This window comes from Paracandidimonas lactea (assembly GCF_021653995.1).
GTDB lineage: Bacteria > Pseudomonadota > Gammaproteobacteria > Burkholderiales > Burkholderiaceae_B > Allopusillimonas > Allopusillimonas lactea.
The window spans coordinates 511130-533019 of sequence record NZ_JAJJOZ010000001.1; the positions used below are offsets into that span (position 1 = coordinate 511130).

Below are 21890 nucleotides of genomic sequence, written 5' to 3' on the forward strand. Positions count from 1 at the left end.
CCATAGCGCCGATCGGCCTGTTTTTTTGTCATGTGCGCGACAATCGATTCTGCTTGTGGAGTGCTCGCCGGCGCCGGGATTCCATCGGATCGAAGTTCAGCGGGCGATAGAGTTCGACCCGGTCGCCGTCGACCAGCATGCGGCTAAGCGTGCAGGCCTGCCCATAAATACCGGCCTGCAGCGGGGCTTCATGCAATGCGGGAAACTGCGACAAAACGCCGCTGGCTTCGATGGCGTCGCTTACGCACGCACCCATTGGCAGGGTGAGCGACGCCGTCCAGATGGACGTAGGACCAGCTGCATACATGACCTGTATATGGACGATGTCATTCGCCATACAACGCTTGGGCCCTTTGCGTGAAAGAGTCGACGAAACTGGTGGCAATGCGGTTGAATACCGGCCCCACCACAGCCTCGAGGGCTCGGCTGGAGAATTTGTATTCCATGGTGTAGACCACTTTACAGGCGTCGTCCGACAAGGCGAGAAATTCCCACGTGCCCAGCAGGTGCGAAAATGGCCCATTGACCAAATCGATCGTGATCTTACCGGGAAAATCGTGGGTATTACGCGTAGTGAAAGTTTGCCGGATGCCCGCGATACTGATCGTAATCGATGCCTCCATGCCCTGCTCGTCGCGTCGCAGCACCTGCGCGCCGCCGCACCACGGCATGAACTCAGGGTATTTCTCCACGCCCTCGACCAGGCGAAACATCTGTTCGCAACTGTAAGGAACCAGAATTGAGCGTTGTATTTTATGCATCGAGCCGTGTTAATAGATAGAATGTACCGATTTTACAGTCTGCAGTCATATTGGCCATATCCATGAGTATTGTTGAGAATCGCAAAGCCACACACGAATACTTCATCGAAGATCGCTTCGAGGCAGGGCTCGTGCTTGAGGGCTGGGAAGTAAAGGCGATCCGGGCCGGCCATGTGCAGCTCAATGAAAGCTACGTCATCGTGCGCGATGGCGAAATATGGGTGATAGGCATGCATATCAGCCCGCTGCCTACGGCATCCACCCATATCCACCCCAACGCCACGCGCACACGCAAGCTGTTGCTCAAGGCAGAGGAAATCAGCAAGCTTATCGGCAAGGTGGAGCAGCGCGGCTACACACTGGTACCGCTCAATCTGCATTACAAGAACGGCCGGATCAAGCTCGATTTCGGTCTGGGCCGCGGCAAGAAACTGCACGACAAGCGCGACGTGGCGCGCGACAAAGACTGGCAGCGGGAAAAAGAGCGGGTCATGAAACACGACACACGCAACAAGGGTTAACGGTATCGGCCCGTGTGCGCAACGTCAACGGCGCATCAATACACCTCAAACCCTTCTATCTGAAGCAGCCCCACTTTGCGATCCAGCCCGCCGGTGTAGCCATTCAGCCGCCCCGACCCGGCCAGCACACGGTGGCACGGGACAATAATGGAAATCGGGTTCTGCCCTACCGCCATGCCTACGGGCCGCCCGTGCTGGCGGCTCATGCCCGCCGCCAACGCCACATCTCCGTACGAGACATACTCGCCATATGGGATGCCTTGCAGCGCGCGCCATACGCGCAGTTGGAAGGCGGTGCCTTCGAAGGCCAAGGGCACCGAGAATGTTCGCAGCTCTCCCGCAAAGTACGCCAGCAGCTCGGTGTGGGCCAGCGCAAACACAGCGCGCGCGCCAGCCGGAGTATGCGCGTCGGCCAACACCAGTGCGGAACAGTGGGCTGCTTCGTTGTCGGAGGCCGCCTTCGGTGCGGGGCTGGCCTCGAAAAGATCCGTCTGCGCATCGTGCGCCGAGCCCTGGCGCCGTGCGCGCAGCCCGCGTATGGGACGACCGCCCAGTTCGCCGTCCATCGGTCTGGGCGGGCTTGCGGCCGGCACGCGTGCGCCTGCCGGGCAATCGGGCTGGTCGGTGAAATAAAGACCGGTGAGCGCTCGGTGGTGGGCGCGCAGCAGCATAGTGCCCAAGGGTGTGTGAAAGTGCGCGAAATAAGTGTTCATGTCAGATATGGCACGCGATACGGCGTAAGCGGTAGGCATGTGCGAGGCTTGCGTGCGGGCCTGGTTGACCATGGCGGGATTATGCCCCTCTATCTGCTCAATGCAGTTTCACGCGCGGGGCGCCTCGCTTAAGCAACAAACGGCCCAGGGCCAGCGAGGTGGTGCGCAGCAGCCCCAGCACCGCAGCATGGTGCATGAGGTGCAGGCTCATGTACATAAGCCGCGCCAGCAGCCCTTCGACAAACCAGCTTTTGCCTGACAACACCCCCATCAGGCTGCCAACCCCACGCGTATGGCCCACCGATACCAGCGAGCCATAATCGCGAAACGCGAATTCACCCGGCGGTTCAGACTCGCCCTGGATACGCGCCCGGATGATTTTGCGCAGGAAGGAGGCCTGTTGGTGCGCAACCTGCGCCCGCGCGGGCAGGGCGCGGCCCTCCCCTTTCCAGGGCGCCTGTGCGCAATCGCCAATGGCGAAAATATTGGCATCGGCCGTGCGCAGCCGTCCATCGACCACGAGCTGGTGCACGCGATTGGTTTCCAGGCCAAGCCTCGCCAGAAAGGCGGGAGCCTCGATGCCCGCTGCCCAGACGCATAGATCGGCCGGATAGCGCTGGCCGGCGCTGTCGATCAGGCAGTCGGGCTCGACGGCGGCAACCCTGACCGACGTCAGCACCTTGACGCCCCGCTCTTCCAGCAGCCGTGCGGCGGTGGCGGAAAGCTTGGGCGGCAGCGCGCTAAGGATGCGCTCGGCCCCTTCGAGCAGGGTAATATGCACGTCGCGGGCGGGGTCGAGTTCGGTCAGGCCGTAATAGACAAGGCCGGCACAGGCTTCGAGCAGTTCGGCCGAAAGCTCGACGCCGGTGGCGCCGCCGCCCACAATGGCGATATTGAGACGGGTGTCGCCGCCACGGACCGACGCGGGCCGGTAGCCCCCCGCCACTTGTGCCGCCTTGCGGTGGTTGCGCAGCACCAATTCGTGCAGCAACTGCTGGCGAAACCGCTCAGCCTGCGCGGTTTCATCGAGCGCGATGGCATACTCGGCTGCACCGGGCGTGCCGAAGAAATTAGCCTTGCTGCCCACAGCCATCACCAGCGTATCGTAGGGCACCGTGCGAGCGGGAAAGATCTCCAGCCCGTCGGGGCCGCATACTGCCGCGAGGCTCAATTGGCGTGTGTTGCGATCCAGGCCGTCGAGTTCGCCATGCAGAAAGGTAAAACCGCAATCGCGCGCAAGCATTGAGTAGGAAAGGTCTTCGCGATGGATGTCGAGCGTGCCCGCGGCCACCTCGTGCAACGAAGGTTTCCAGATGTGGCTGTCAGCCTTGTCGATGAGTGTGATCTGGCCAGGGCCGAAAGCGCGGCCAAGCCGTGCCGCAAGTTCAAGGCCGCCTGCGCCGCCACCGACAATGACCACCTTGTGCTTGCCATGGCTCATGCTGATTACCTTATCCCGATGATGGTTTTTGGCCAGCACATGATACACCAGGGTGCAGGCTTAACCGCTATGGCCCGTTCCCTTGTGCTGTCCGTTCCCTTGTGCTGCCTGAGGCCGTTGCGGCCCATACCCGTGCGCCACATCAGCGCCGACCAGAAAAAAAAGGCCCGCTGAATGAACTGCACCCAAAAGTTGGACAGTGATCCAACCTTTGGGTGCAGTTCATTCCGGGCCCCTCTCGGCAGCGACGACAGATCGACTGCGATCAGCGCCTCGCGTGAGGCGCTGCCGCTGCCAGATGCTGCGCTGGTCAGCCCTCGCGCGCCAGGCGCTGCCAGGTGTCGACCACCGTGTCCGGGTTCAGCGACATGGACAGAATGCCTTCATCTTTGAGCCACTTGGCCAGGTCGGGATGGTCGCTGGGGCCCTGGCCGCAGATGCCCACGTACTTGCCGGCCTTCAAGCAGGCCTGGATGGCCCGGCGCAGCATGAACTGCACTGCTTCGTCGCGTTCGTCGAAATCCGCTGCCAGCAGCTCCATGCCGGAATCACGATCCAGGCCCAGGGTGAGTTGGGTCATGTCGTTAGAGCCAATGGAGAAGCCGTCGAAGTACTCGAGGAATTGTTCGGCCAGGATAGCGTTGGACGGGACTTCGCACATCATGATGACGCGCAGGCCATTATCGCCGCGGGCCAGGCCGTTGCGGGCCAATAATTCGACCACGCGTTTGGCCTGCGACGTGGTGCGCACGAACGGTACCATGATCTCGACGTTGGTTAGCCCCATGTCGTCGCGCACCTTCTTGAGCGCTTCGCATTCCATGCGGAAACATTCTTCGAACTCTTCCGAGACATAGCGTGAGGCGCCGCGGAAACCCAGCATGGGGTTCTCTTCTTCGGGTTCGTAGCGCGAGCCGCCCACCAGCTTGCGGTATTCGTTGGACTTGAAATCGGACAGGCGCACAATGACAGGCTTGGGATAAAAGGCGGCGGCCAGCGTGGCCACGCCTTCGGCAAGCTTTTCGACGAAGAAGGCGCGCGGGCTAGCGTAGCCGCGGGCAGCCGACTCGACCGCCAGCTTCAGCTCGCTATCCACATTGGGATAGTCGAGCACTGCCTTGGGGTGCACGTTGATGTTGTTGTTGATGATGAACTCGAGACGGGCCAGGCCCACACCCTTGTTGGGGATCTGCGAGAAGTCGAAGGCCAGTTGCGGGTTGCCGACGTTCATCATGATCTTGACGCCGATCTCGGGCATTTCACCCCAGCGCACTTCCTCGATTTCGGTTTCGATCAGGCCATCGTAGATGCGGCCCTCGTCGCCTTCGGCGCAGGAAACGGTGACCTCGCGGCCATTGTCGAGCACATCGGTGGCGTTGCCGCAGCCGACCACGGCAGGGATGCCGAGTTCACGGGCAATAATGGCGGCATGGCACGTACGACCGCCGCGGTTGGTGACGATGGCCGAAGCCAGCTTCATGACGGGTTCCCAGTTCGGGTCGGTCATGTCAGTGACGAGGATATCGCCCGCCTTGACCTGATCCATCTCGGAAACATCGCCCACGATACGCACACGGCCCGAGCCGATTTTCTGGCCGATGGCGCGGCCGGTTATCAGCACGTCGCCGGTGGCCTTGAGGCGGTAGCGCTCTTGTACATCGTTGTGGCCAGCCTGGGATTTCACGGTTTCGGGGCGAGCCTGCAAAATGTACAGCTTGCCGTCAATGCCGTCGCGGCCCCATTCGATATCCATTGGGCGCTGGTAGTGCTTTTCGATGATGACGGCGTAGCGTGCCAGTTCGATGACTTCTTCGTCCGTCAGCGAATAGCGGTTGCGTTCGGACACCGGTACATCGACGGTGCGCACCGCGTGGCCGGACGCGCGCTCGGCATCGAACTCCATTTTGAGGAGCTTGGAGCCGATGCGACGGCTGATGATGGGATAGTGGCCCGAAGCCAGCGTGGGTTTGAAGACATAGAACTCGTCCGGGTTGACGGCGCCCTGCACCACGGTTTCGCCCAAGCCGTAGGATGAGGTGATGAACACCACATCATTGAAGCCTGATTCGGTGTCGAGCGTGAACATCACGCCGGCGCTACCGACGTCGGAACGCACCATGCGCTGGATGCCGGCCGACAGGGCGACATCGGCGTGCGCATACCCCTTGTGCACGCGATACGAAATGGCGCGATCGTTGTAAAGCGACGCAAATACATGCTTGATCTTGTCCAGCACGTCGTCAATGCCGACGACATTCAGGAAGGTTTCCTGCTGGCCCGCGAAGGATGCGTCGGGAAGGTCTTCGGCGGTGGCGGAGGAGCGCACGGCGAAGCTGCCCTTGCCGTCGGCATCGAGCTTGGAGAATGCATCACGAATAGCCTGCTCGAGTTCGGCAGGCAGCGGTGTGTCGATGATCCACTGGCGAATCTCGGCCCCGGCAGACGCAAGTTCACGCACGTCGTCCGAATCAAGGCTTTCGAGGCGCTGGGCGATGCGCTGGTCTAGCCCTGTGCCGCTCAGGAATTCACGAAAGGCATCGGCCGTGGTGGCGAAACCGCCCGGAACCCGGACGCCGGCACCGGCCAACTGACTGATCATTTCACCAAGTGATGCGTTTTTACCTCCAACCGAGTCGACGTCCGTCATGCGGAGCTGCTCGAAAGACACTACATAAGACATGAAGTCACCTTTGACAATATAAGAAAGCGTGTTTGCTTAGCGCGCCGCCACACTGTGGCGCTTTTGCACGCATCGGGCCGCAACCCTAACGCGCTAGGCAAACCAGCCTTGCCTGCTGGTACGGTGACTGTTAATCTTTCGCGATTGTACCGTTTCTGGCAGCCCCTGCGCTTGCCTTTCTTTCCATGTCTGAAAACATCATCGAACGTACTGTATTCGTCATCTCCGACAGTACCGGCATTACCGCTGAAACATTCAGCAACTCTGTTCTGTCCCAATTCGAACAGGTGCGCTTCGATACGATCCGCATTCCTTTCATCGACAGCCCTGACAAAGCCGATAGCGTGGCGCAGCGCATCAACCGCTGCGCCGCTGCGCAAAATTCGCGCCCGCTGGTGTTCAGCACGCTGGTCAACCCTGAAAGCGCCGAAAAAATCCGCGCAACAGACTGTATCTTTCTCGATCTGTTCGGCACCTTCGTGCACCACATCGAAAATGCCTTGGGCGTGAAGTCCAACCATTCCGTCGGGCGCTCGCATATGGGCGGGCTCAGCAAGCAGTACACCAACCGCATCGAAGCCATCAACTTCAGCCTTGCCCACGACGACGGGCAGTTTGTGCATGGGCTGGAACAAGCCGATGTTATCCTGGTGGGCGTGTCGCGCTGCGGAAAAACACCCACCAGCCTGTATCTCGCCATGCAGTATGCCGTCAAGGCCGCCAACTTCCCGCTCATCCCCGAAGACTTCGACCGCGGTTCGCTGCCGGCCACCTTGCTGCCCTACCGTAAAAAGCTGTTCGGCCTGTCCATCCAGCCCGAACGCTTGGCCGAGGTGCGCAACGAACGCCGCCCCAAGAGCCAGTACGCATCACTCAAACAGTGCCGCTTCGAGGTGGCCGAGGCCGAGCGCCTGATGCGCATGGAAAACATCCCTTGGTTGTCCACCACCACCCGCTCCATCGAAGAAATCTCCACCAAGGTGCTGGACGAAATCGATCTGCCGCGCCGCTCGTATTGAGCCCCGCAGGCGCTTACACCGTGCCCGCAAGCAGGCGCCGGCGCTGCTCGAACAGGCATATGCCCGCCGCCACCGCTACATTCAGCGACTCCACCCCAGGCGCCTGGGGCACGAATACGCGCTTATCGGCACGCGCCAGCAGGCGCGCATCGACGCCCTGCCCTTCATTGCCCAGCACCCAGGCGCAATGCGCAGGCAGGCTGGCTTCGTAAAGCGACACGCCACCCTCCAGCGCTGTGGCCAGCAGCGGCACGCGCAGGTGCTCGCAGGCAGCAAGCAGATCCACATGTTCGCGAATGCGCAGCGCGAAGTGCGCGCCCTGGGCGCTGCGCAGCACCTTGGGCGACCATACCGCCGCCGTGCCGGCGGACACATAGACATCGGCAATGCCAGCTGCTGCAGCGGTGCGCAGCAGCGTGCCCACATTGCCGGGATCTTGTATGCGGTCCAGCCAAAGGCACAAATGGTCGATGTGCGCGGGCACGGCAGGTGCTGGCGGCGAAACAACAAAATACACGCCCTGCCCATGTTCCACCTGCGACAACCCCCGCGCCAGGCGCTCATCGCAGGATAGGCACAGCGCTGGGTCGATCGCCTCCGCCAGGGCTTGCAGTTGCTCGTCACGCTCGAGCCGCTGCGCGTCGAAGACCGCCCTGACGGGCATACCTTGATGCTGCAGCCAGGCCTCGCACAGATGAATACCTTCCAACATGGCCTGCGGGGCTTCGCCAGCGCGATGACGGCTGGCGGCAATGCGCAGTAATTGCTTGTAGACCGCGTTGTCGCGGGAGCTGATGAATTTCATGAGGCCTTAGCGGACGGCGGGTTGCGCGTCGAGCAGATCACGCACGGGACGAAAGCTGCGTCGGTGCGCCACACACGGGCCATGCAGGGCCAGGCGCTCGAGGTGCAAGGCCGTACCATACCCTTTGTGCTGGTCGAAGCCATACTGAGGATATAGGCCATGCAACGCCAAGCAATCGGCATCGCGCGCCGTCTTGGCCAGGATAGACGCGGCGGAAATAGCCTTGATCGTAGCATCGCCACCGATCACCGGCTCGGCTATGCAAGCCAGACCGCGCGGCAGGCTGTTGCCATCGATGAGCGCTTTATCGGGCACCAGCGCCAGGCCCTCGCAGGCGCGCCGCATCGCCAGCATGGTTGCTTGAAGAATATTGAGCGTGTCGATCTCTTCGACCGTGGCGCTGGCCACGCACCAGGCCAGCGCCCGCTCGCGGATGTTATGCGCCAGTTCCTCGCGCCGTTCGGCGCTCAGCTTTTTGGAGTCGTCCAGGCCGCGGATGCGGCGGGCGGGATCGAGGACGACCGCGGCAGCAAACACCGGCCCGGCCAGCGGACCTCTGCCCGCCTCATCGATACCTGCCACATGCAATACGCGGGCGGCATCGGCTACCGCGAACAGGTCGGGCTGGGCAAGCGCCTTAGGCACGGCCCGCCTCATTGAGAATGGCGCGGGCAGCCAGCGCCGGCGTGTCGCGCAGCAGGGATTCGTGAATCTGGCGAAAGCGTTCGGCGACCTGCGCGGCATAGGGTGTGTCGGTCAGTGCCTTCCAGGACGCCTCGGCCAGGGCCTCAGGGGTGGCATCGTCCTGGAGCAGCTCGGGCACCACGAAATCCTGCGCCAGCACATTGGGCAGCCCGACCCATGGCACGTAGGGCCGCGACTGGCCGGATTTCCATTCCATAATGCGCTTCATCATGGGCGAGAGTACATAGGAGATAACGATGGGCCGCTTGAAAAGGCTTGCTTCCAAGGTGGCCGTGCCACTGGCCGCCAGCACCGCGTCGGCTGCTTCCATAACGTTCCAGGCCGGTGGTTGCGCGTCGCGCGTGGTATCGGAAGCCTCCGGCGCCTGGCTGGAGTGGTCGATGATGCGGCAGCGCGGCACCGGATGGCGCGCAAGAATAGCCTCAAACTCGGCCCGCCGCCGGGCATTGACCATAGGCACCAGGAATTCCAGGTCGGGATCCTGCCTGGAAAGTATCTGCGCGGCGGCGAGAAAGCGCGGTGCCAGCAGCCGGATTTCGGATGACCGGCTGCCAGGCAGCACAGCCAGTACGCGTGCGCTGTCGCTCACCCCCAGATAGCGGCGCGCGGCGGCACGGTCCGGCTGCATGGGGATGACGCCTGCCAGCGGATGCCCAACATAAGTGACCGGAACGCCTTCCTTGCGGTAAATCTCTTCTTCGAAGGGAAACAACACCAGCATGTGCGACACGGCCGCACGAATTTTATGGATGCGCTCATAACGCCAGGCCCAAATCGACGGGCCCACGAAATGCACGGTAGGCACACCCGCTTGCTTGAGCTGATGCTCCAGGCGCAGGTTGAAGTCGGGCGCATCGATGCCGACAAAGACATCGGGCCGCGCCGTCAGCCAGCGCTTCTTGACGTCTCCGTACGTGCGCAGCAGGCCAGGCAGGCGCTTGAATGCATCGACATAGCCAAAGACAGTGAGCGCATCCATGGGGTGCCAAGTATCGAAACCGGCGCGCCGCATGGCTGGCCCGCCTATGCCCTCGCACCGGCTGTCGGCCTGCTGTCCGTGGATTCCTTCGATGACCTTGGCGGCAAGTAGATCGCCCGAAGGCTCGCCCGCCACCATGCCTACGCGCGGGCTCATGGCCGCACAATGCCCCGGGATGAGGCATTGAGGAAGTCGATCATGGTCTGAAGCGCTGCGGCGGTTTCCGGGCGTTGAGCGGCGATATCGGCCATTTGCGCGGCCGCTTCCTCGGCTTTGAGATTACGGCGGTACAACAGCTTATACGCTTCTTTGAGTGCCGCCACGGCCTCGGGCGAATAGCCGCGCCGGCTCAGGCCTTCGGAGTTGATCCCGACCGGGCGGAAGGGATCACCCGCACCGATGAGATAAGGCGGGATATCCTGGCGCACCGAACTGGTGCCGCCTATCATGGCATGCGCGCCGATGCGCACGAATTGGTGCACAGCCGACAGGCCGCCCAGGATGGCCCAGTCGCCCACATGAATGTGGCCGGCCAACTGCACGCTGTTGGCAATGATAGTGTGGCTGCCGACCTGGCAATCGTGCGCAACATGCACATAGGCCATGATCCAGTTATCGTCGCCCAGGCGGGTAACGCCAATATCCTGCGCCGTACCGGTGTTGATGGTGACGAATTCACGTACAGTATTGCCGTCGCCGATCTCCAGCGAAGTAGGCTCACCACCGTATTTTTTGTCTTGCGGAATACCGCCTATGGAGCAGAAACGGTAGAAGGTGTTACCTGCGCCTATGGTGGTGTGCCCGTCTATGACGCAATGTGGGCCCACGACTGAGCCTGAGCCGATCACCACGTGCTCACCGATTACGCTATAGGCGCCCACGGTAACATCGCCGGCCAGCTTCGCCCCGGGCGCCACGATGGCTGTGGGGTGAATACGATCTGGCATGATCAGTCTTCCAGTACGCGGATGGCGCACATGATCTTGGCTTCGGCGGCCACCTGCCCGTCTACCGTCGCCTGCGCGGAATACTTGCAGATTGAGCGGCTGATGCGGTCGGCCGTGACTTCGAGGCGCAGTTGGTCGCCCGGCACCACCGGCCGGCGAAAGCGTGCGCCATCCACGCCGACAAGGTAATAAGCGATTTTCTTGTCGGCGGGGTTGACGTCTGTATCGTCTTCAAACGAAAACAGGGCGGCGGCCTGTGCGAGCGCTTCGATGATGAGCACGCCGGGCATGACCGGGTGATGCGGGAAATGGCCCGTGAAGAATGGCTCGTTCATACTGACATTCTTGATCGCGACGATGCGCTTACCCGGTTCCATCTCGAGCACGCGGTCCACCAGCAGCATCGGGTAGCGATGCGGCAGCCGGTCCATGATTTGTCTGACGTCGAGTTCCATTCTTATTCCTGCCTGTACACCGCGGCCAGCACGGCGCTTCCTGTATAAAGTTGATTACGGATTGTTCTTCTCGGCCGTTCTGATACGGCGGCGTAGCTGTGCCAGTTGCCCGATGACGGCAGCGTTGTGCTGCCATGCGCGATGCTCGGCAAATGGATAGACGCCGGTATAGCGGCCCGGCTGGCTGATACTGGCCGTGATAGCCGTGCCCCCCGATACGTGGACGTCGTCGCCCAGCACTAGGTGACCTGACAGCATGGCTGCGCCGCCTATGGTACAGCGCTGCCCAATGGTAGTGGAACCGGCCACGCCGACGCATGCCGCCATGGCGGTATGGTCGCCGATCCGGCAGTTGTGGCCGATCATGATCTGGTTGTCGAGCTTTACCCCGTTGCCCAGCACTGTGTTCTCGATGGCGCCACGGTCTACCGTGGTGTTGGCGCCGATTTCCACATCATTGCCTAGCACCACGCCACCGATCTGGGCGATCTTGGTCCAGCCCTGCCCGCCCGGTGTGGGCGCGAAGCCGAAGCCATCGGCGCCGAGGACTGCACCTGAGTGCAGAATCGCGCGGTCACCGACCTGGACCCCATGATACAGCGTGACATGTGCATGCAGCAGGCAATCGCGACCCAGCATCGAGCCCGCGCCAATGACGCAGCCTGGGCCCAGGCGCGCCCCGTCGCCGATGCGCGCACCTGCTTCGACCACACAATGCGGGCCAATGCTGACGCCTGCGCCCAACTGGACGCCGTCTGCGATGACCGCGGTGGCGTGTATACCCTTGGGCAGATTACGCAAGCGGTGGCTGTCGAACCATTGCGCAAGCAAGGCGTACATGACGTAGGGCTGGCTGCACAGTACAACCCGATAGGGGTGGCCGGGTTGTACGTTGGCTTCGTAGTCGGCCGGCGTCAGGATGACCGCAGCGGCGCGGCAGCCTTGAAGCTGCTCATGTAGGCGAGGATTGGACAAAAAGCTGATTTCGGCCGGCCCCGCCGACAGCAACGAACCCAGCCCCTGGATTCGGGGCTGGGACTCGTTGGCGTGGGGAAGGAGCCTGCAGTCCAGGCCTGCGGTATTGGCGTCAGCCAGCAACTGCTGAAGGGTCGGCGCCTGTTCAGGTGCGAGCAATACCGGCATTATGGATCAACCGCCCAGCGCCTTCATGACCTGGTCGGTGATGTCTACGCGTGGGCTGACCGTGACGGCGTCTTGGATGATCAGGTCGTAGCCTTGCTGCTCGGCAATTTGCTTGATGGCGGCGTCAGCCTTTTCGACGATATTGGAGAACTCTTCGTTGCGGCGGCGGTTGAAGTCCTCTTGGAACTCGCGGCGCTTGCGCTGCAGGTCGGAATCGAGGTCGGCCAACTGGCGCTGACGTTTGACGCGCTCGGACTCGGACAGCACGGGTGCATCCTTGTCGAGCTTCTGCGCCTCGCTGCGCAGGCGCGTGGCCATGCTCTGCAGTTCCTGGTCGCGTTTTTTGAATTCGGCTTCGATCTTGGATTGAGCGGCCTTGGCTGGCTTGGAGTCGCGCAGGATGCGTTCTGTGCTCACGAAGCCGATCTTGGTGGCTTGCGCTTGGGCAATGGGGGCTGCAACCAGCCCGCCCAAGCCCAGAGCGGCGGCGAGCACCATTGCGCGCTGGCCACGAGCCAGACTGCTGGCGATACCGGAAAGCTTGTAAGAAATTTGAGACTTCATGAAAAATCTACCTTGCAATTGTGCAGAGATAAAAAAGCTATTGTGCCATTAAATGGCGGCCATCAGAAACCGGTGCCGATCTGGAACTGGAAGGCCTGCTTGTCATCGCCTTCCTTGGCGTTGAGCGCGCGGCCCCAAGACAGCTGCAGCGGACCGAGCGGGGATTCCCATGACAGGCCAATACCCGCCGAATACTTCCAGCCGCAAGGGTCTTCGGCCGAATTGGCGATGCCGCGCGGGCAACTGCCCGAGGTGTTATCGACGCGGCCCGCATCGGTGAAGAGGAACCAACGCAGCGTACGGTCGCGCGACGCGCCAGGGAAAGGCAGGTACAACTGCATGTTGCCTACGACGCGGCGCGAACCGCCTAGGTAGTCGTTGGTGAGAATATCGCGGCCGCCCAGCGAGGCGCCCTCGTAGCCGCGCACCGAACCAATGCCGCCGCCGTAGACGTTTTTGATGATCGGGAAATCTCGGTCGCCGTAGCTGCGACCCCAGTCGACTTGGCCGTTGAAGGCCAAGGTGTATGCTCGTCCAAGCGGCAGGTAGTACTGCTGCTGCGCACTGAGCATGTAGTACTTCAGGTTGAGCGTGGAAAGGTCGCCCGACAGGCGCGTGTAGCTGCCGCGCGTGGGCGCCAGCGCGCTGTCGCGGGTGTCTTTGGACCAGCCCAGGTTGAAGATGACGGCGTTGGTATCTTCACCATACTGGTCAACAAAATCACGGTATGCCTGCGGCGCCGAATCGCGGAAATCGCTGATGCGGTTGTGCTCGAACTTGGCGCCCGCGAAAATGCGATCGGTTTCGGAGATGGGTACGCCGAAGTTCAGGCCGGCGCCATATGCCGTGATCCGGTAGTCGCCGGTGGCGTAGCTGTTGTCGTACGGCGTGGTGCGGCGGTAGTACAGCGAGGTTGTCTTGCTGATGCCGTCGCGCGTCCAGTAAGGGTTGGTGTGCGACACCACCAGCGCGCGGTTGGTTTGGCTGGTGTTGACGTTGAGCGATAGCGTGTTGCCGCTGCCGAAGATGTTGTCTTGGCTGATGCCCGCCGACAGAATCAGCTTGTCGGTGGAGCCATAACCCACGCCCAGGTTGATCAGGCCGGTTGGCTTTTCCTTGACATTGACATTGATGTCGATCTGGTCGGTGGAGCCCGGAACGGGCGCGGAGGCCACGTTGACCTCGCTGAAATAGCCCAGGCGATCAACACGATCGCGCGACGTCTTGATGGCGCTGCCGTCGTACCAGGCGGCTTCCTGTTGACGCATTTCGCGCCGGATGACTTCGTCGCGCGTGCGGGTATTGCCACCGATCTGGATGCGGCGTACATACACGCGGCTACCCGGATCGACATAAAAGGTAAGGTCGGTTTCGTGGGCGTCGCGATCCATTGCCGGATTGGGATTGACGTTGGCAAACGCATAGCCCAGGGTGCCGAGGTATTCGGTGATGGCCTTGGCGGTTTCGTTGGTTTCGGCTGCCGAGAAGGTTTGGCCTTCTTTGACCTTGACCAGCGGCTGGATCTTGTCGTCGAGGCCCAGGAGATCACCGGCCAGTTTCACGCTGCGAACCTTGTAGGGCTCACCTTCGTGAATGGTGTAGGTGATGAAGATATCCTGGCGGTCGGGTGAAATAGTGACCTGCGGCGGCTCCGCGGAATACTCGAGATAGCCGCGATCCAGGTAGTAGGAGCGCAGGCGTTCGATGTCGCCTTCGAGTTTCTCGCGTGAATACTTATCGGTGCCTGTGTACCACGTCATCATGCCCGACGTGGTCAGTTCCATCTGGTCTTTCAGGGTGCCTTCCGAGAAGGCCTTGTTGCCGATGATATGAATTTCTTTAATGCGGGCGCGGTCGCCTTCGAAGATCTCGAAGCTGATGCCCACGCGATTGCGTGGCAGCGGCGTGATGATGGGATTGATCTCTACACCGTACTTGCCCTTGGACAGATACTGCTGCTCGATCTCGAAGCGGGCGCGTTCAAGCATGGAACGGTCGAACACCCGCCCTTCCCCGAAGCCTACCTGGCGCAGCGAAGCGGTAATGGCCTTGGCGTCGAACTCACGCATGCCGTTGAAACTGACCGAGGCAATGGTGGGACGCTCCTGGACCGTAACGAGCAGCACGTTGTTGTCGGTGCTGATCTTGACGTCGCTGAAAAAACCGGTGGCGTACAGACGCTGGATGGCCTCGCTGGCCTGGGCGTCTGTGAACTGCTCGCCGACCTTGACAGGCAAATAGCTGAAAATGGTACCCGCGTCAACCCGCTGGATGCCGTTGACCTGGATGTCGCGCACGATGAAGGGGCTGAACGCACTGGCAATGCCCGGCAAGAGCAATGCCGCCAGCAATGCGGAAAAGCCGCGCTTGGCGAATGGGAGTTTCCTGCTAAACGACATCCTGAGCGGTCCTCTGGCGACTAAATGGTGGAAGATTGTACGGCACAAATGTTTGTTCTAACTGAAAAGGCGCACAAAATCGTTGAAAAACGCAATACTCATCAGCACCGCGAGCAGGCCCAACCCTACACGCTGCCCGTTTTCGAGCCATTTTTCAGAAAGTGGTTTTCCGCGAATGGCTTCGATGGCGTAATACAAAAGGTGGCCGCCATCCAGCATGGGTATGGGCAACAAATTTAACACGCCGATACTGACGCTGATGAGTGCAAGAAACCCTATGTAAGCGGCAAGCCCGATTCGTGCCGTCTGGCCCGCGTAATCTGCAATGGTAACCGGGCCGCTGACGTTGCGCAGCGAAACGTCCCCGATCACCATCCGGCCCATCATCTTGAGCGAATACCACACCGTTTCACCGGTGCGGGACACCCCGCGCGCGATGCTGTCGAACAGGCCGTAACGCACCGTCACCATCGGAAAATCCGCAGTCAGCAGCACACCTATGCGGCCGACCTGCGCACCGCCGGACCCCGCCTCGGGTGTGGGCGTGACCGTTGCCGTGACGGGCGTGCCGCCGCGCAGCACAGTAAGCGCCAGTGGCTGGCCAGGATGTTTCTGGATTTCGGCAACCAGCGCTGCCGCCGACGGCCGCTGCAGCGAGCCAGCCGCAACGATGATGTCACCTTGCCGAAGCCCGGCAGCCTCGCCCGCACCGCCCGCTAGCACCTCGCCCACCATGGGACGCGGTGCTGCGAGCACCAAGCCCGCCTGGCGCAAAGGATCGGGCGCGTCGGGCGCCACGTTGCTCGGGGGAAACTGTATTGTGCGATCACGCATCAGGCCGCCATGGTCCACCCTCAGGACGGCTGTGCCACCCGATGTGGTGACGTCCAGCAGTTGCCAGCGGGCCTCGCTCCATGAGCGCACGGGCTGGTCATTGACACTTTCGATGCGATCGCCCTCCATAAGGCCGGCCTGGGCGGCGGGCGTGCTTGCCGCGGGCTTGCCCAGTATGGCGGCGGGTTCGCTGGTGCCTGCCAGGTTAAGCATAGTATAGAGAATGGCGGCAAGCAGCAGATTGGCCGCGGGGCCCGCCGCCACGATGGCGCTGCGCTGGGCTAGGCTTTTGCTGTTGAAGGCTTCTTGGCTGGCACCCGGCGCGGCATCGGTGGCCGCCTCATCCAGCATTTTCACGTAGCCGCCCAAGGGGATGGCGGACAGCGCCCACTCGGTGCCGTGGCGGTCGGTGCGCCGCGCAATCACCTTGCCGAAGCCGACGGAAAACCGCAGCACGCGAACACCGCAGCGGCGCGCGACCCAGTAATGCCCCAGTTCGTGGAAGGTGATCAGCACGCCCAGGGCAACGACGAAGGCGACAAGGGTATAAAGCATGTGGGTGTGATCGGTGCAGTGACGACTGCCCGGGCATCAGGCCGCGGACAGACAGTAATCGGCCGCCATGTCGCGGGTGCGCGCGTCGAGCGCCAGGACTTCGTCGAGCGTTTCGGGGGTGTGCAGCGCCATGCCGCTTGCACGATCCAGGCAAGCATCAATGATGCGGGGTATCTGAGTATAGCCAATTTGCCGCCGCAGGAAGCGGTCTACCGCTACCTCGTTGGCGGCGTTGAGTACCACGCAGGCGGTTTGGCCGGCCCGCAGGGCATCGAACGACAGTCTGAGGCAGGGAAAACGCGTGAGATCGGGAAGCTCGAAATCGAGCCGCCCCAGCGCGGCGAGGTCGAACAGCCCCACCCCGCTGTTTATGCGCTCGGGAAACCCCAGGCCGTAAGCAATAGGCGTGCGCATGTCGGGTTGGCCCAATTGCGCCAGCACCGAACCATCTTCGTACTCGACCATGGAATGCACTGTGCTTTGCGGATGGATGAGCACCTGGATGCGATCCACCGGCATGGAAAAAAGCCAATGGGCTTCTATTACCTCTAGGCCTTTGTTGAGCATGGTCGCGGAATCGACGGAAATCTTGCGTCCCATGCTCCAGTTGGGATGCGCACAAGCCTGCTCGGGCGTTACCTGCTGAAGATGCTCAAGCGGCGTATTGCGAAACGGCCCGCCCGATGCGGTGAGAATCAGGCGCCGCACCCCTGGTACGGGCACGACGCCGGGGCGGCTGCGCTGTTGCGGCCGTGGCATACATTGGAAAATAGCGTTGTGTTCGCTGTCGATGGGCAAAAGCTCGGCACCGCTGTCGCGCACTGCGCGCATAAACAGGCTGCCTGCGGCCACCAGCGACTCTTTGTTCGCCAGCAGAACGCGTTTGCCAGCCTGGGCCGCGGCGATGGCGCCTGGCAGGCCCGCGGCGCCGACGATGGCCGCCATGACGGTCGTCACGTTGGTATCAGCGGCGGTATCGGCCAGCGCCTGCGCCCCGACACGGATCTCAGGCAAGGCCTGCCCCCCGGGCCAGGCATGCACGAAACGGGCGCGCGCGGACTCGTCAGGCACCACCACCACGCGCGCCCCGGTGGCCTGGGCTTGCGCGGCGAGCTTGTCCATACGACTATAGGCGCTCAGGGCATACACGGAATGCGTGTCCGGGTGGCGGGCAATAACGTCCAGCGTACTGTCGCCGATGGATCCTGTGGATCCGAGCACGCAAACCTGTTGATGATTCATGACTGCTACCATAGCCCCGTTGAAAACAGGAACGCAAAGGGCGCCACGGGAAGCAAAGCGTCGATGCGATCATAGACCCCGCCATGACCGGGCAGTAGGTTGCTGGAATCTTTCACCCCCGCCCGCCGTTTGAGCAGCGACTCGAACAGGTCACCCACAATCGACAATGCGGCCAGGAAGATGGCAATCAGCACCACGGCCCAGAGGGGCCAACGGCCCGCCAGCACCGCCCCGAAGCTGCCGGGCCAGAAGCTGGTGGCAATCACCCAGGCGGTTGCACCCACAATGCCGCCCAACGCGCCTTCGATGGTTTTGCCGGGGCTTACGCGGGGCGCCAGCTTATTTCGGCCCCAGGCCTTGCCAACGAAATAGGCAGCAATATCGGCGATCCAGATGGTGGCGAGCAGCGATACAAGATACCACGCACCATATACACGGAATAGTTGCACCAACGCCGCCCAGGCGGACAGCGCGGCTAGGACGGCGAACAGGCTAAGCGATAGCGGGTGCCGGCGCTGATCAGTGCGGGCCCGCACGACCATAGCTGAACCACCCGCCAACCAGGCCAGCGCGACAGCAGGGAGCAGCCACTGGTTGATCATCAGGAAAAACGACCATGTCCAGGGCGCGGCTGGCACTGATAACCATTGTAGCGCTACAACCGCAAGCCCAAGGCCGATTGCCAGTGCCACTGCGGCGGGCAGAACAGGCCCGGGGATCGGCGACGTGAGACGCAGCCATTCCCACAGCGCGCAGGCGGCGATCAAGGCCAACAGCAGCACCAGCGGCAAAGGGCTGGACGCAAGCAGTGCAGCCAGCAGAATGATCAGAAGAATGACGGCGGTAATGACGCGCTGCCTGAGCATGAGCGCTCCTGTTGGGCTACTCGTTCCGCGCAGCGAGCTGCGCGCTGGTGCGCCCGAAGCGGCGCTCTCTGGCTTTGTACCACTTAAACGCGGCGTCGAGCTCCTTGGCACCGAAATCGGGCCAATAGCAGCCGGTGAAATAAAGCTCGGTGTAGGCCAACTGCCAGACCAGGAAATTTGAAATGCGCTGCTCGCCGCCCGTGCGAATAAAAAGATCGGGTTCGGGAGCGAAAGACATGGCCAGATGCCTGGCTAATTGAGACTCGTCGATGCCCTCTGGATGGGCGGCGAGCGCGGGGTTTTCAGCCAGCATGCGGCGCATCGCTTGCAGGATGTCCCAGCGGCCACCGTAATTGGCCGCGATCGACAGGTGCAGCATATCGTTGTGCGCGGTGCGTGCTTCGGCGTCGCGAATCAGATCGCGCAAGCGGGGCTCGAAGGCGGAAAGATCGCCGACGACCCGCAACCTGACGCCCTGGTCTTCGAGGCGCCCCACTTCTTTTTCAAGCGTCTGGATAAACAGGCGCATGAGCAGGGAGACTTCTTCGGCAGGCCGGCGCCAATTCTCGGAACTGAAGGCGAACAAGGTCAGGTATCTGACGCCGCGCCGCCCGCAGGTTTCGACCGCTCGGCGCACGGCGCGCAACCCACGCATATGACCGGCAGTGCGCGGCAGAAAGCGCTCGGTGGCCCAGCGACCGTTGCCGTCCATGATGACAGCTACGTGGCGCGGAACGTCTGAGGATTCGGGTATGGAGAGTGTCGACGAACTTACTGTCATTCAGGGGACCGGGCGCGGAGCGCCCGGTATATCGTGTGGGTTAGACGGTCATGATTTCGGCTTCTTTCTGAGCGACAAGCTTGTCGATCTCGGCCACATGGCGGTCGGTGAGCTTCTGGATATCATCCTGCATGCGGCGCTCGTCGTCTTCGGAAATTTCCTTGTCCTTGAGCAGCTTCTTGAGGGCGTCGTTGGCTTCGCGGCGCAGATTGCGCACGGCGACTTTACTGTCTTCGCCCTCGGTGCGCACCACCTTGGTGAGATCGCGGCGGCGCTCTTCGGTAAGCGGCGGCATGGGCACGCGGATGTTGTCGCCCATGGCGATGGGGTTCAGGCCCAGATCGGATTCACGGATTGCCTTTTCGACGGGGCCAGCCATGGATTTTTCCCAGACCTGCACGCTGATGTTGCGGGCGTCTACCACGTTGACATTGGCGACTTGGCTCACAGGAACGGGAGAGCCGTAGTATTCGACCAGTACGTGATCAAGAATGCCTGCATGCGCCCGGCCGGTGCGGATCTTGGCCAGGCTGGTCTTGAGCGAGTCGATAGACTTGCCCATGCGGGATTCGGCGGATTTCTTGATGTCGGAGAGACTCATTGCGGTTCCTTTTCTATTTATGTCAGACGTGCACCAGCGTGCCCTCGTCTTCGCCGGACACGGCACGCTTGAGGGCGCCTGGCTTGTTGATCGAGAACACCTTGATGGGCAGCTTCTGATCGCGACACAAGGCGAACGCGGTGGCATCCATGACTTCCAGCCGGCGCACAATGGCTTCGTCGAAACTGATGCGCGCGTAGCGTGTGGCGCTGGGATCTTTGTTGGGATCGGCGCTGTAGATGCCGTCGACCTTTGTTGCCTTGAGAACGATCTCGGCGCCGATTTCAGCGCCTCGCAGCGCGGCCGCGGTGTCAGTGGTAAAGAAAGGGTTGCCCGTGCCGGCAGCGAAGATGACAACCTTGCCTTCTTCGAGATAACGCAGTGCCTTGGGGCGGATGTAGCGCTCGACCACCTGATCGAGGTTCAGGGCCGACTGCACGCGTGCATCGACCCCGCGGTTCTTGAGCGCGTCTTGCAGCGCAAGCGCATTCATGACCGTGGCCAGCATGCCCATGTAATCGGCGGTTGCGCGATCCATGCCTTGCGCGCCAGGCGCGACACCACGAAAAATATTGCCGCCACCTATGACAATGGCAAGCTCCACACCCTGCGACGATACCTCGGCGATCTCTTCAGTCATGCGCTGGATGGTGGAACGGTTGATCCCAAACGCGTCCTCGCCCATCAGGGCCTCGCCTGAAAGCTTGAGGAGGACACGCTTATACGATCTGATGGTCATAGGTAGAATTCCTAATAAACAAACCAACGGAAGTGTAAGCCAGACTCGGGCCTGCGTGATGACGCAGGCCCGTTTTTTTTGAAAGCGAAGCGCAAACAGGCGTTACGATGGGCGCATGAGTGTTACAGGATGCCCCGCCCGGTTACGGCTTGCCTGAAGACCTTAGGCCTGGCCGCCGGCAGCGGCGGCGACTTCAGCGGCGAAGTCTTCGACTTTTTTCTCGATGCCCTCACCCACGACATACAGGGCGAAGCGGGAGATGCCGGCGCCCTTTTCCTTGAGCATCTGCTCGACGGATTGCTTGTCGTTCTTGACAAAGGGCTGAGACAGCAGCGTGACTTCTTTGAGGAACTTCTGGACCGAACCTTCGACCATCTTGGCAACGATCTCGGCGGGCTTGCCGGATTCTGCGGCCTTTTGCTCGGCGACCGAGCGTTCGGCGGCGATATCGGCAGCAGGCACGCCATCGGCGTTCAGGGCCTTGGGACGAGTGGCGGCGATGTGCATGGCAAGGTCTTTGCCGACTTCATCGGGGCCGTTGAAGTCGACCAGCACACCGATGCGGCCACCGTGCACGTAGCTGGCCAACGTGTTGGTGGTTTCAAAGCGCTGGAAGCGGCGGATGGCCATGTTTTCGCCGATTTTGCCGACCAGTGCGGAACGGGTTGTTTCGACCGTGCCCTCACCCATGGGCAGCTCGCTCAGGGCTGCGACATCGGCGGGGTTCTTTTCAGTGACCAAAACGGCCATGGCATTGACGAAAGCGATGAAGTCGTCATTCTTGGCGACGAAGTCGGTTTCGCAGTTGACTTCGATGACCGCGCCGCGCTTGCCGTCGGCAGCGATGTTCAGGCCGATCAAGCCTTCAGCGGTGATACGAGCGGCAGCCTTGCTGGCTTTGTTGCCGAGTTTGACGCGGAGAATCTCCTCGGCACGGGCCATATCGCCTTCGGCTTCGGTGAGCGCCTTCTTGCATTCCATCATGGGCGCGTCGGTCTTTTCGCGCAGTTCTTTGACCATGGAAGCGGTAATTTGAGCCACAATTTTCTCCAGTTATCTAAAACACGCCCCGGTCGGGCCGGGGCTGTTGCGAAATGACGGTGCGGCGCGCCCAAGGCGTGCCGCGGCGGCCCGGCGCAC

At 61.7% G+C, this 21890-nt stretch carries 22 protein-coding genes; 2 read left to right on the forward strand and 20 right to left on the reverse strand.

Annotation, left to right across the window (positions count from 1 at the left end; all coding sequences use genetic code 11):
* Window positions 1-28: 28 nt before the first annotated feature.
* Together LOL23_RS02405 and LOL23_RS02410 are read right to left on the reverse strand one after the other, a co-directional pair.
* The gene (locus tag LOL23_RS02405; RefSeq protein ID WP_237173104.1) at window positions 29-337 is read right to left on the reverse strand and encodes an RnfH family protein; all 309 of its coding nucleotides are present in this window, start codon (window positions 335-337) and stop codon (window positions 29-31) included.
* Window positions 327-761, reverse strand: coding sequence for a type II toxin-antitoxin system RatA family toxin (locus LOL23_RS02410; RefSeq protein WP_160976587.1), 435 nt, complete (start codon window positions 759-761; stop codon window positions 327-329). The genes LOL23_RS02405 and LOL23_RS02410 overlap by 11 nt, the downstream gene beginning before the upstream one ends.
* A 62-nt stretch (window positions 762-823) precedes the next feature.
* On the opposite strand from LOL23_RS02410, the gene smpB reads away from it, so the two are divergent.
* Window positions 824-1282 (forward strand): SsrA-binding protein SmpB, encoded by a 459-nt coding sequence (gene smpB, locus LOL23_RS02415; RefSeq protein WP_160976589.1) that lies wholly within the window; start codon window positions 824-826, stop codon window positions 1280-1282.
* Window positions 1283-1317: 35 nt separating this feature from the next.
* On the opposite strand, the gene LOL23_RS02420 is transcribed toward smpB, so the two are convergent.
* The 3 genes from LOL23_RS02420 to ppsA form a co-directional block, all read right to left on the reverse strand.
* Window positions 1318-1995 carry a methylated-DNA--[protein]-cysteine S-methyltransferase gene (locus LOL23_RS02420; protein ID WP_160976590.1) on the reverse strand — a complete coding sequence of 226 codons (678 nt, stop codon included), beginning with the start codon at window positions 1993-1995 and terminating at the stop codon, window positions 1318-1320.
* A gap of 97 nt (window positions 1996-2092) precedes the next feature.
* Complete coding sequence (locus LOL23_RS02425; protein WP_160976591.1) at window positions 2093-3436, reverse strand: NAD(P)/FAD-dependent oxidoreductase; 1344 nt, start codon at window positions 3434-3436, stop codon at window positions 2093-2095.
* 310 nt (window positions 3437-3746) lie between these two features.
* Window positions 3747-6116, reverse strand: coding sequence for a phosphoenolpyruvate synthase (gene ppsA, locus LOL23_RS02430; protein ID WP_160976592.1), 2370 nt, complete (start codon window positions 6114-6116; stop codon window positions 3747-3749).
* 185 nt (window positions 6117-6301) lie between these two features.
* On the opposite strand from ppsA, the gene ppsR reads away from it, so the two are divergent.
* Complete coding sequence (gene ppsR / locus LOL23_RS02435; protein ID WP_160976593.1) at window positions 6302-7135, forward strand: posphoenolpyruvate synthetase regulatory kinase/phosphorylase PpsR; 834 nt, start codon at window positions 6302-6304, stop codon at window positions 7133-7135.
* A 13-nt stretch (window positions 7136-7148) separates the two neighbouring features.
* On the opposite strand, the gene LOL23_RS02440 is transcribed toward ppsR, so the two are convergent.
* The 15 genes from LOL23_RS02440 to tsf all read right to left on the reverse strand — a co-directional run bounded on the left by LOL23_RS02440 (window position 7149) and on the right by tsf (window position 21791).
* Window positions 7149-7940 (reverse strand): TrmH family RNA methyltransferase, encoded by a 792-nt coding sequence (locus LOL23_RS02440; protein ID WP_160976594.1) that lies wholly within the window; start codon window positions 7938-7940, stop codon window positions 7149-7151.
* A 6-nt stretch (window positions 7941-7946) separates the two neighbouring features.
* Complete coding sequence (rnhB, locus tag LOL23_RS02445; protein ID WP_237173105.1) at window positions 7947-8585, reverse strand: ribonuclease HII; 639 nt, start codon at window positions 8583-8585, stop codon at window positions 7947-7949.
* The gene (lpxB, locus tag LOL23_RS02450; protein WP_237173106.1) at window positions 8578-9780 is read right to left on the reverse strand and encodes a lipid-A-disaccharide synthase; all 1203 of its coding nucleotides are present in this window, start codon (window positions 9778-9780) and stop codon (window positions 8578-8580) included. The genes rnhB and lpxB overlap by 8 nt, the downstream gene beginning before the upstream one ends.
* Complete coding sequence (lpxA, locus tag LOL23_RS02455; RefSeq protein WP_160976597.1) at window positions 9777-10571, reverse strand: acyl-ACP--UDP-N-acetylglucosamine O-acyltransferase; 795 nt, start codon at window positions 10569-10571, stop codon at window positions 9777-9779. The genes lpxB and lpxA overlap by 4 nt, the downstream gene beginning before the upstream one ends.
* Window positions 10572-10573: 2 nt before the next feature.
* Window positions 10574-11026: a 3-hydroxyacyl-ACP dehydratase FabZ gene (gene fabZ / locus LOL23_RS02460; RefSeq protein ID WP_160976599.1), complete on the reverse strand. Its 453-nt coding sequence runs from the start codon at window positions 11024-11026 to the stop codon at window positions 10574-10576.
* 54 nt (window positions 11027-11080) lie between these two features.
* Window positions 11081-12169, reverse strand: coding sequence for a UDP-3-O-(3-hydroxymyristoyl)glucosamine N-acyltransferase (gene lpxD, locus LOL23_RS02465; protein WP_160976601.1), 1089 nt, complete (start codon window positions 12167-12169; stop codon window positions 11081-11083).
* 6 nt (window positions 12170-12175) lie between these two features.
* The gene (locus tag LOL23_RS02470; RefSeq protein WP_237173189.1) at window positions 12176-12667 is read right to left on the reverse strand and encodes an OmpH/Skp family outer membrane protein; all 492 of its coding nucleotides are present in this window, start codon (window positions 12665-12667) and stop codon (window positions 12176-12178) included.
* Window positions 12668-12795: 128 nt separating this feature from the next.
* A complete protein-coding gene (bamA, locus tag LOL23_RS02475; protein WP_160976605.1) occupies window positions 12796-15132 on the reverse strand; it encodes an outer membrane protein assembly factor BamA in 2337 nt (778 codons plus the stop codon).
* A gap of 57 nt (window positions 15133-15189) precedes the next feature.
* Window positions 15190-16521: an RIP metalloprotease RseP gene (gene rseP / locus LOL23_RS02480; RefSeq protein ID WP_160976607.1), complete on the reverse strand. Its 1332-nt coding sequence runs from the start codon at window positions 16519-16521 to the stop codon at window positions 15190-15192.
* Window positions 16522-16557: 36 nt separating this feature from the next.
* Complete coding sequence (locus LOL23_RS02485; RefSeq protein WP_160976609.1) at window positions 16558-17763, reverse strand: 1-deoxy-D-xylulose-5-phosphate reductoisomerase; 1206 nt, start codon at window positions 17761-17763, stop codon at window positions 16558-16560.
* A 5-nt stretch (window positions 17764-17768) separates the two neighbouring features.
* Window positions 17769-18629, reverse strand: coding sequence for a phosphatidate cytidylyltransferase (locus LOL23_RS02490; protein WP_237173107.1), 861 nt, complete (start codon window positions 18627-18629; stop codon window positions 17769-17771).
* A gap of 16 nt (window positions 18630-18645) precedes the next feature.
* Complete coding sequence (uppS, locus tag LOL23_RS02495) at window positions 18646-19410, reverse strand: polyprenyl diphosphate synthase (RefSeq protein WP_160976613.1); 765 nt, start codon at window positions 19408-19410, stop codon at window positions 18646-18648.
* Between the two features lie 40 nt (window positions 19411-19450).
* On the reverse strand, window positions 19451-20011 hold the full coding sequence (frr, locus tag LOL23_RS02500; RefSeq protein ID WP_160976615.1) for a ribosome recycling factor: 561 nt from the start codon (window positions 20009-20011) through the stop codon (window positions 19451-19453).
* 22 nt (window positions 20012-20033) lie between these two features.
* Entirely contained in the window at window positions 20034-20750 is a 717-nt protein-coding gene (gene pyrH, locus LOL23_RS02505; protein ID WP_160976617.1) for a UMP kinase, read from the reverse strand.
* A 162-nt stretch (window positions 20751-20912) separates the two neighbouring features.
* Window positions 20913-21791, reverse strand: a complete 879-nt coding sequence (tsf, locus tag LOL23_RS02510) for a translation elongation factor Ts (protein WP_160976619.1) — start codon at window positions 21789-21791, stop codon at window positions 20913-20915.
* Between the last annotated feature and the right edge of the window lie 99 nt (window positions 21792-21890).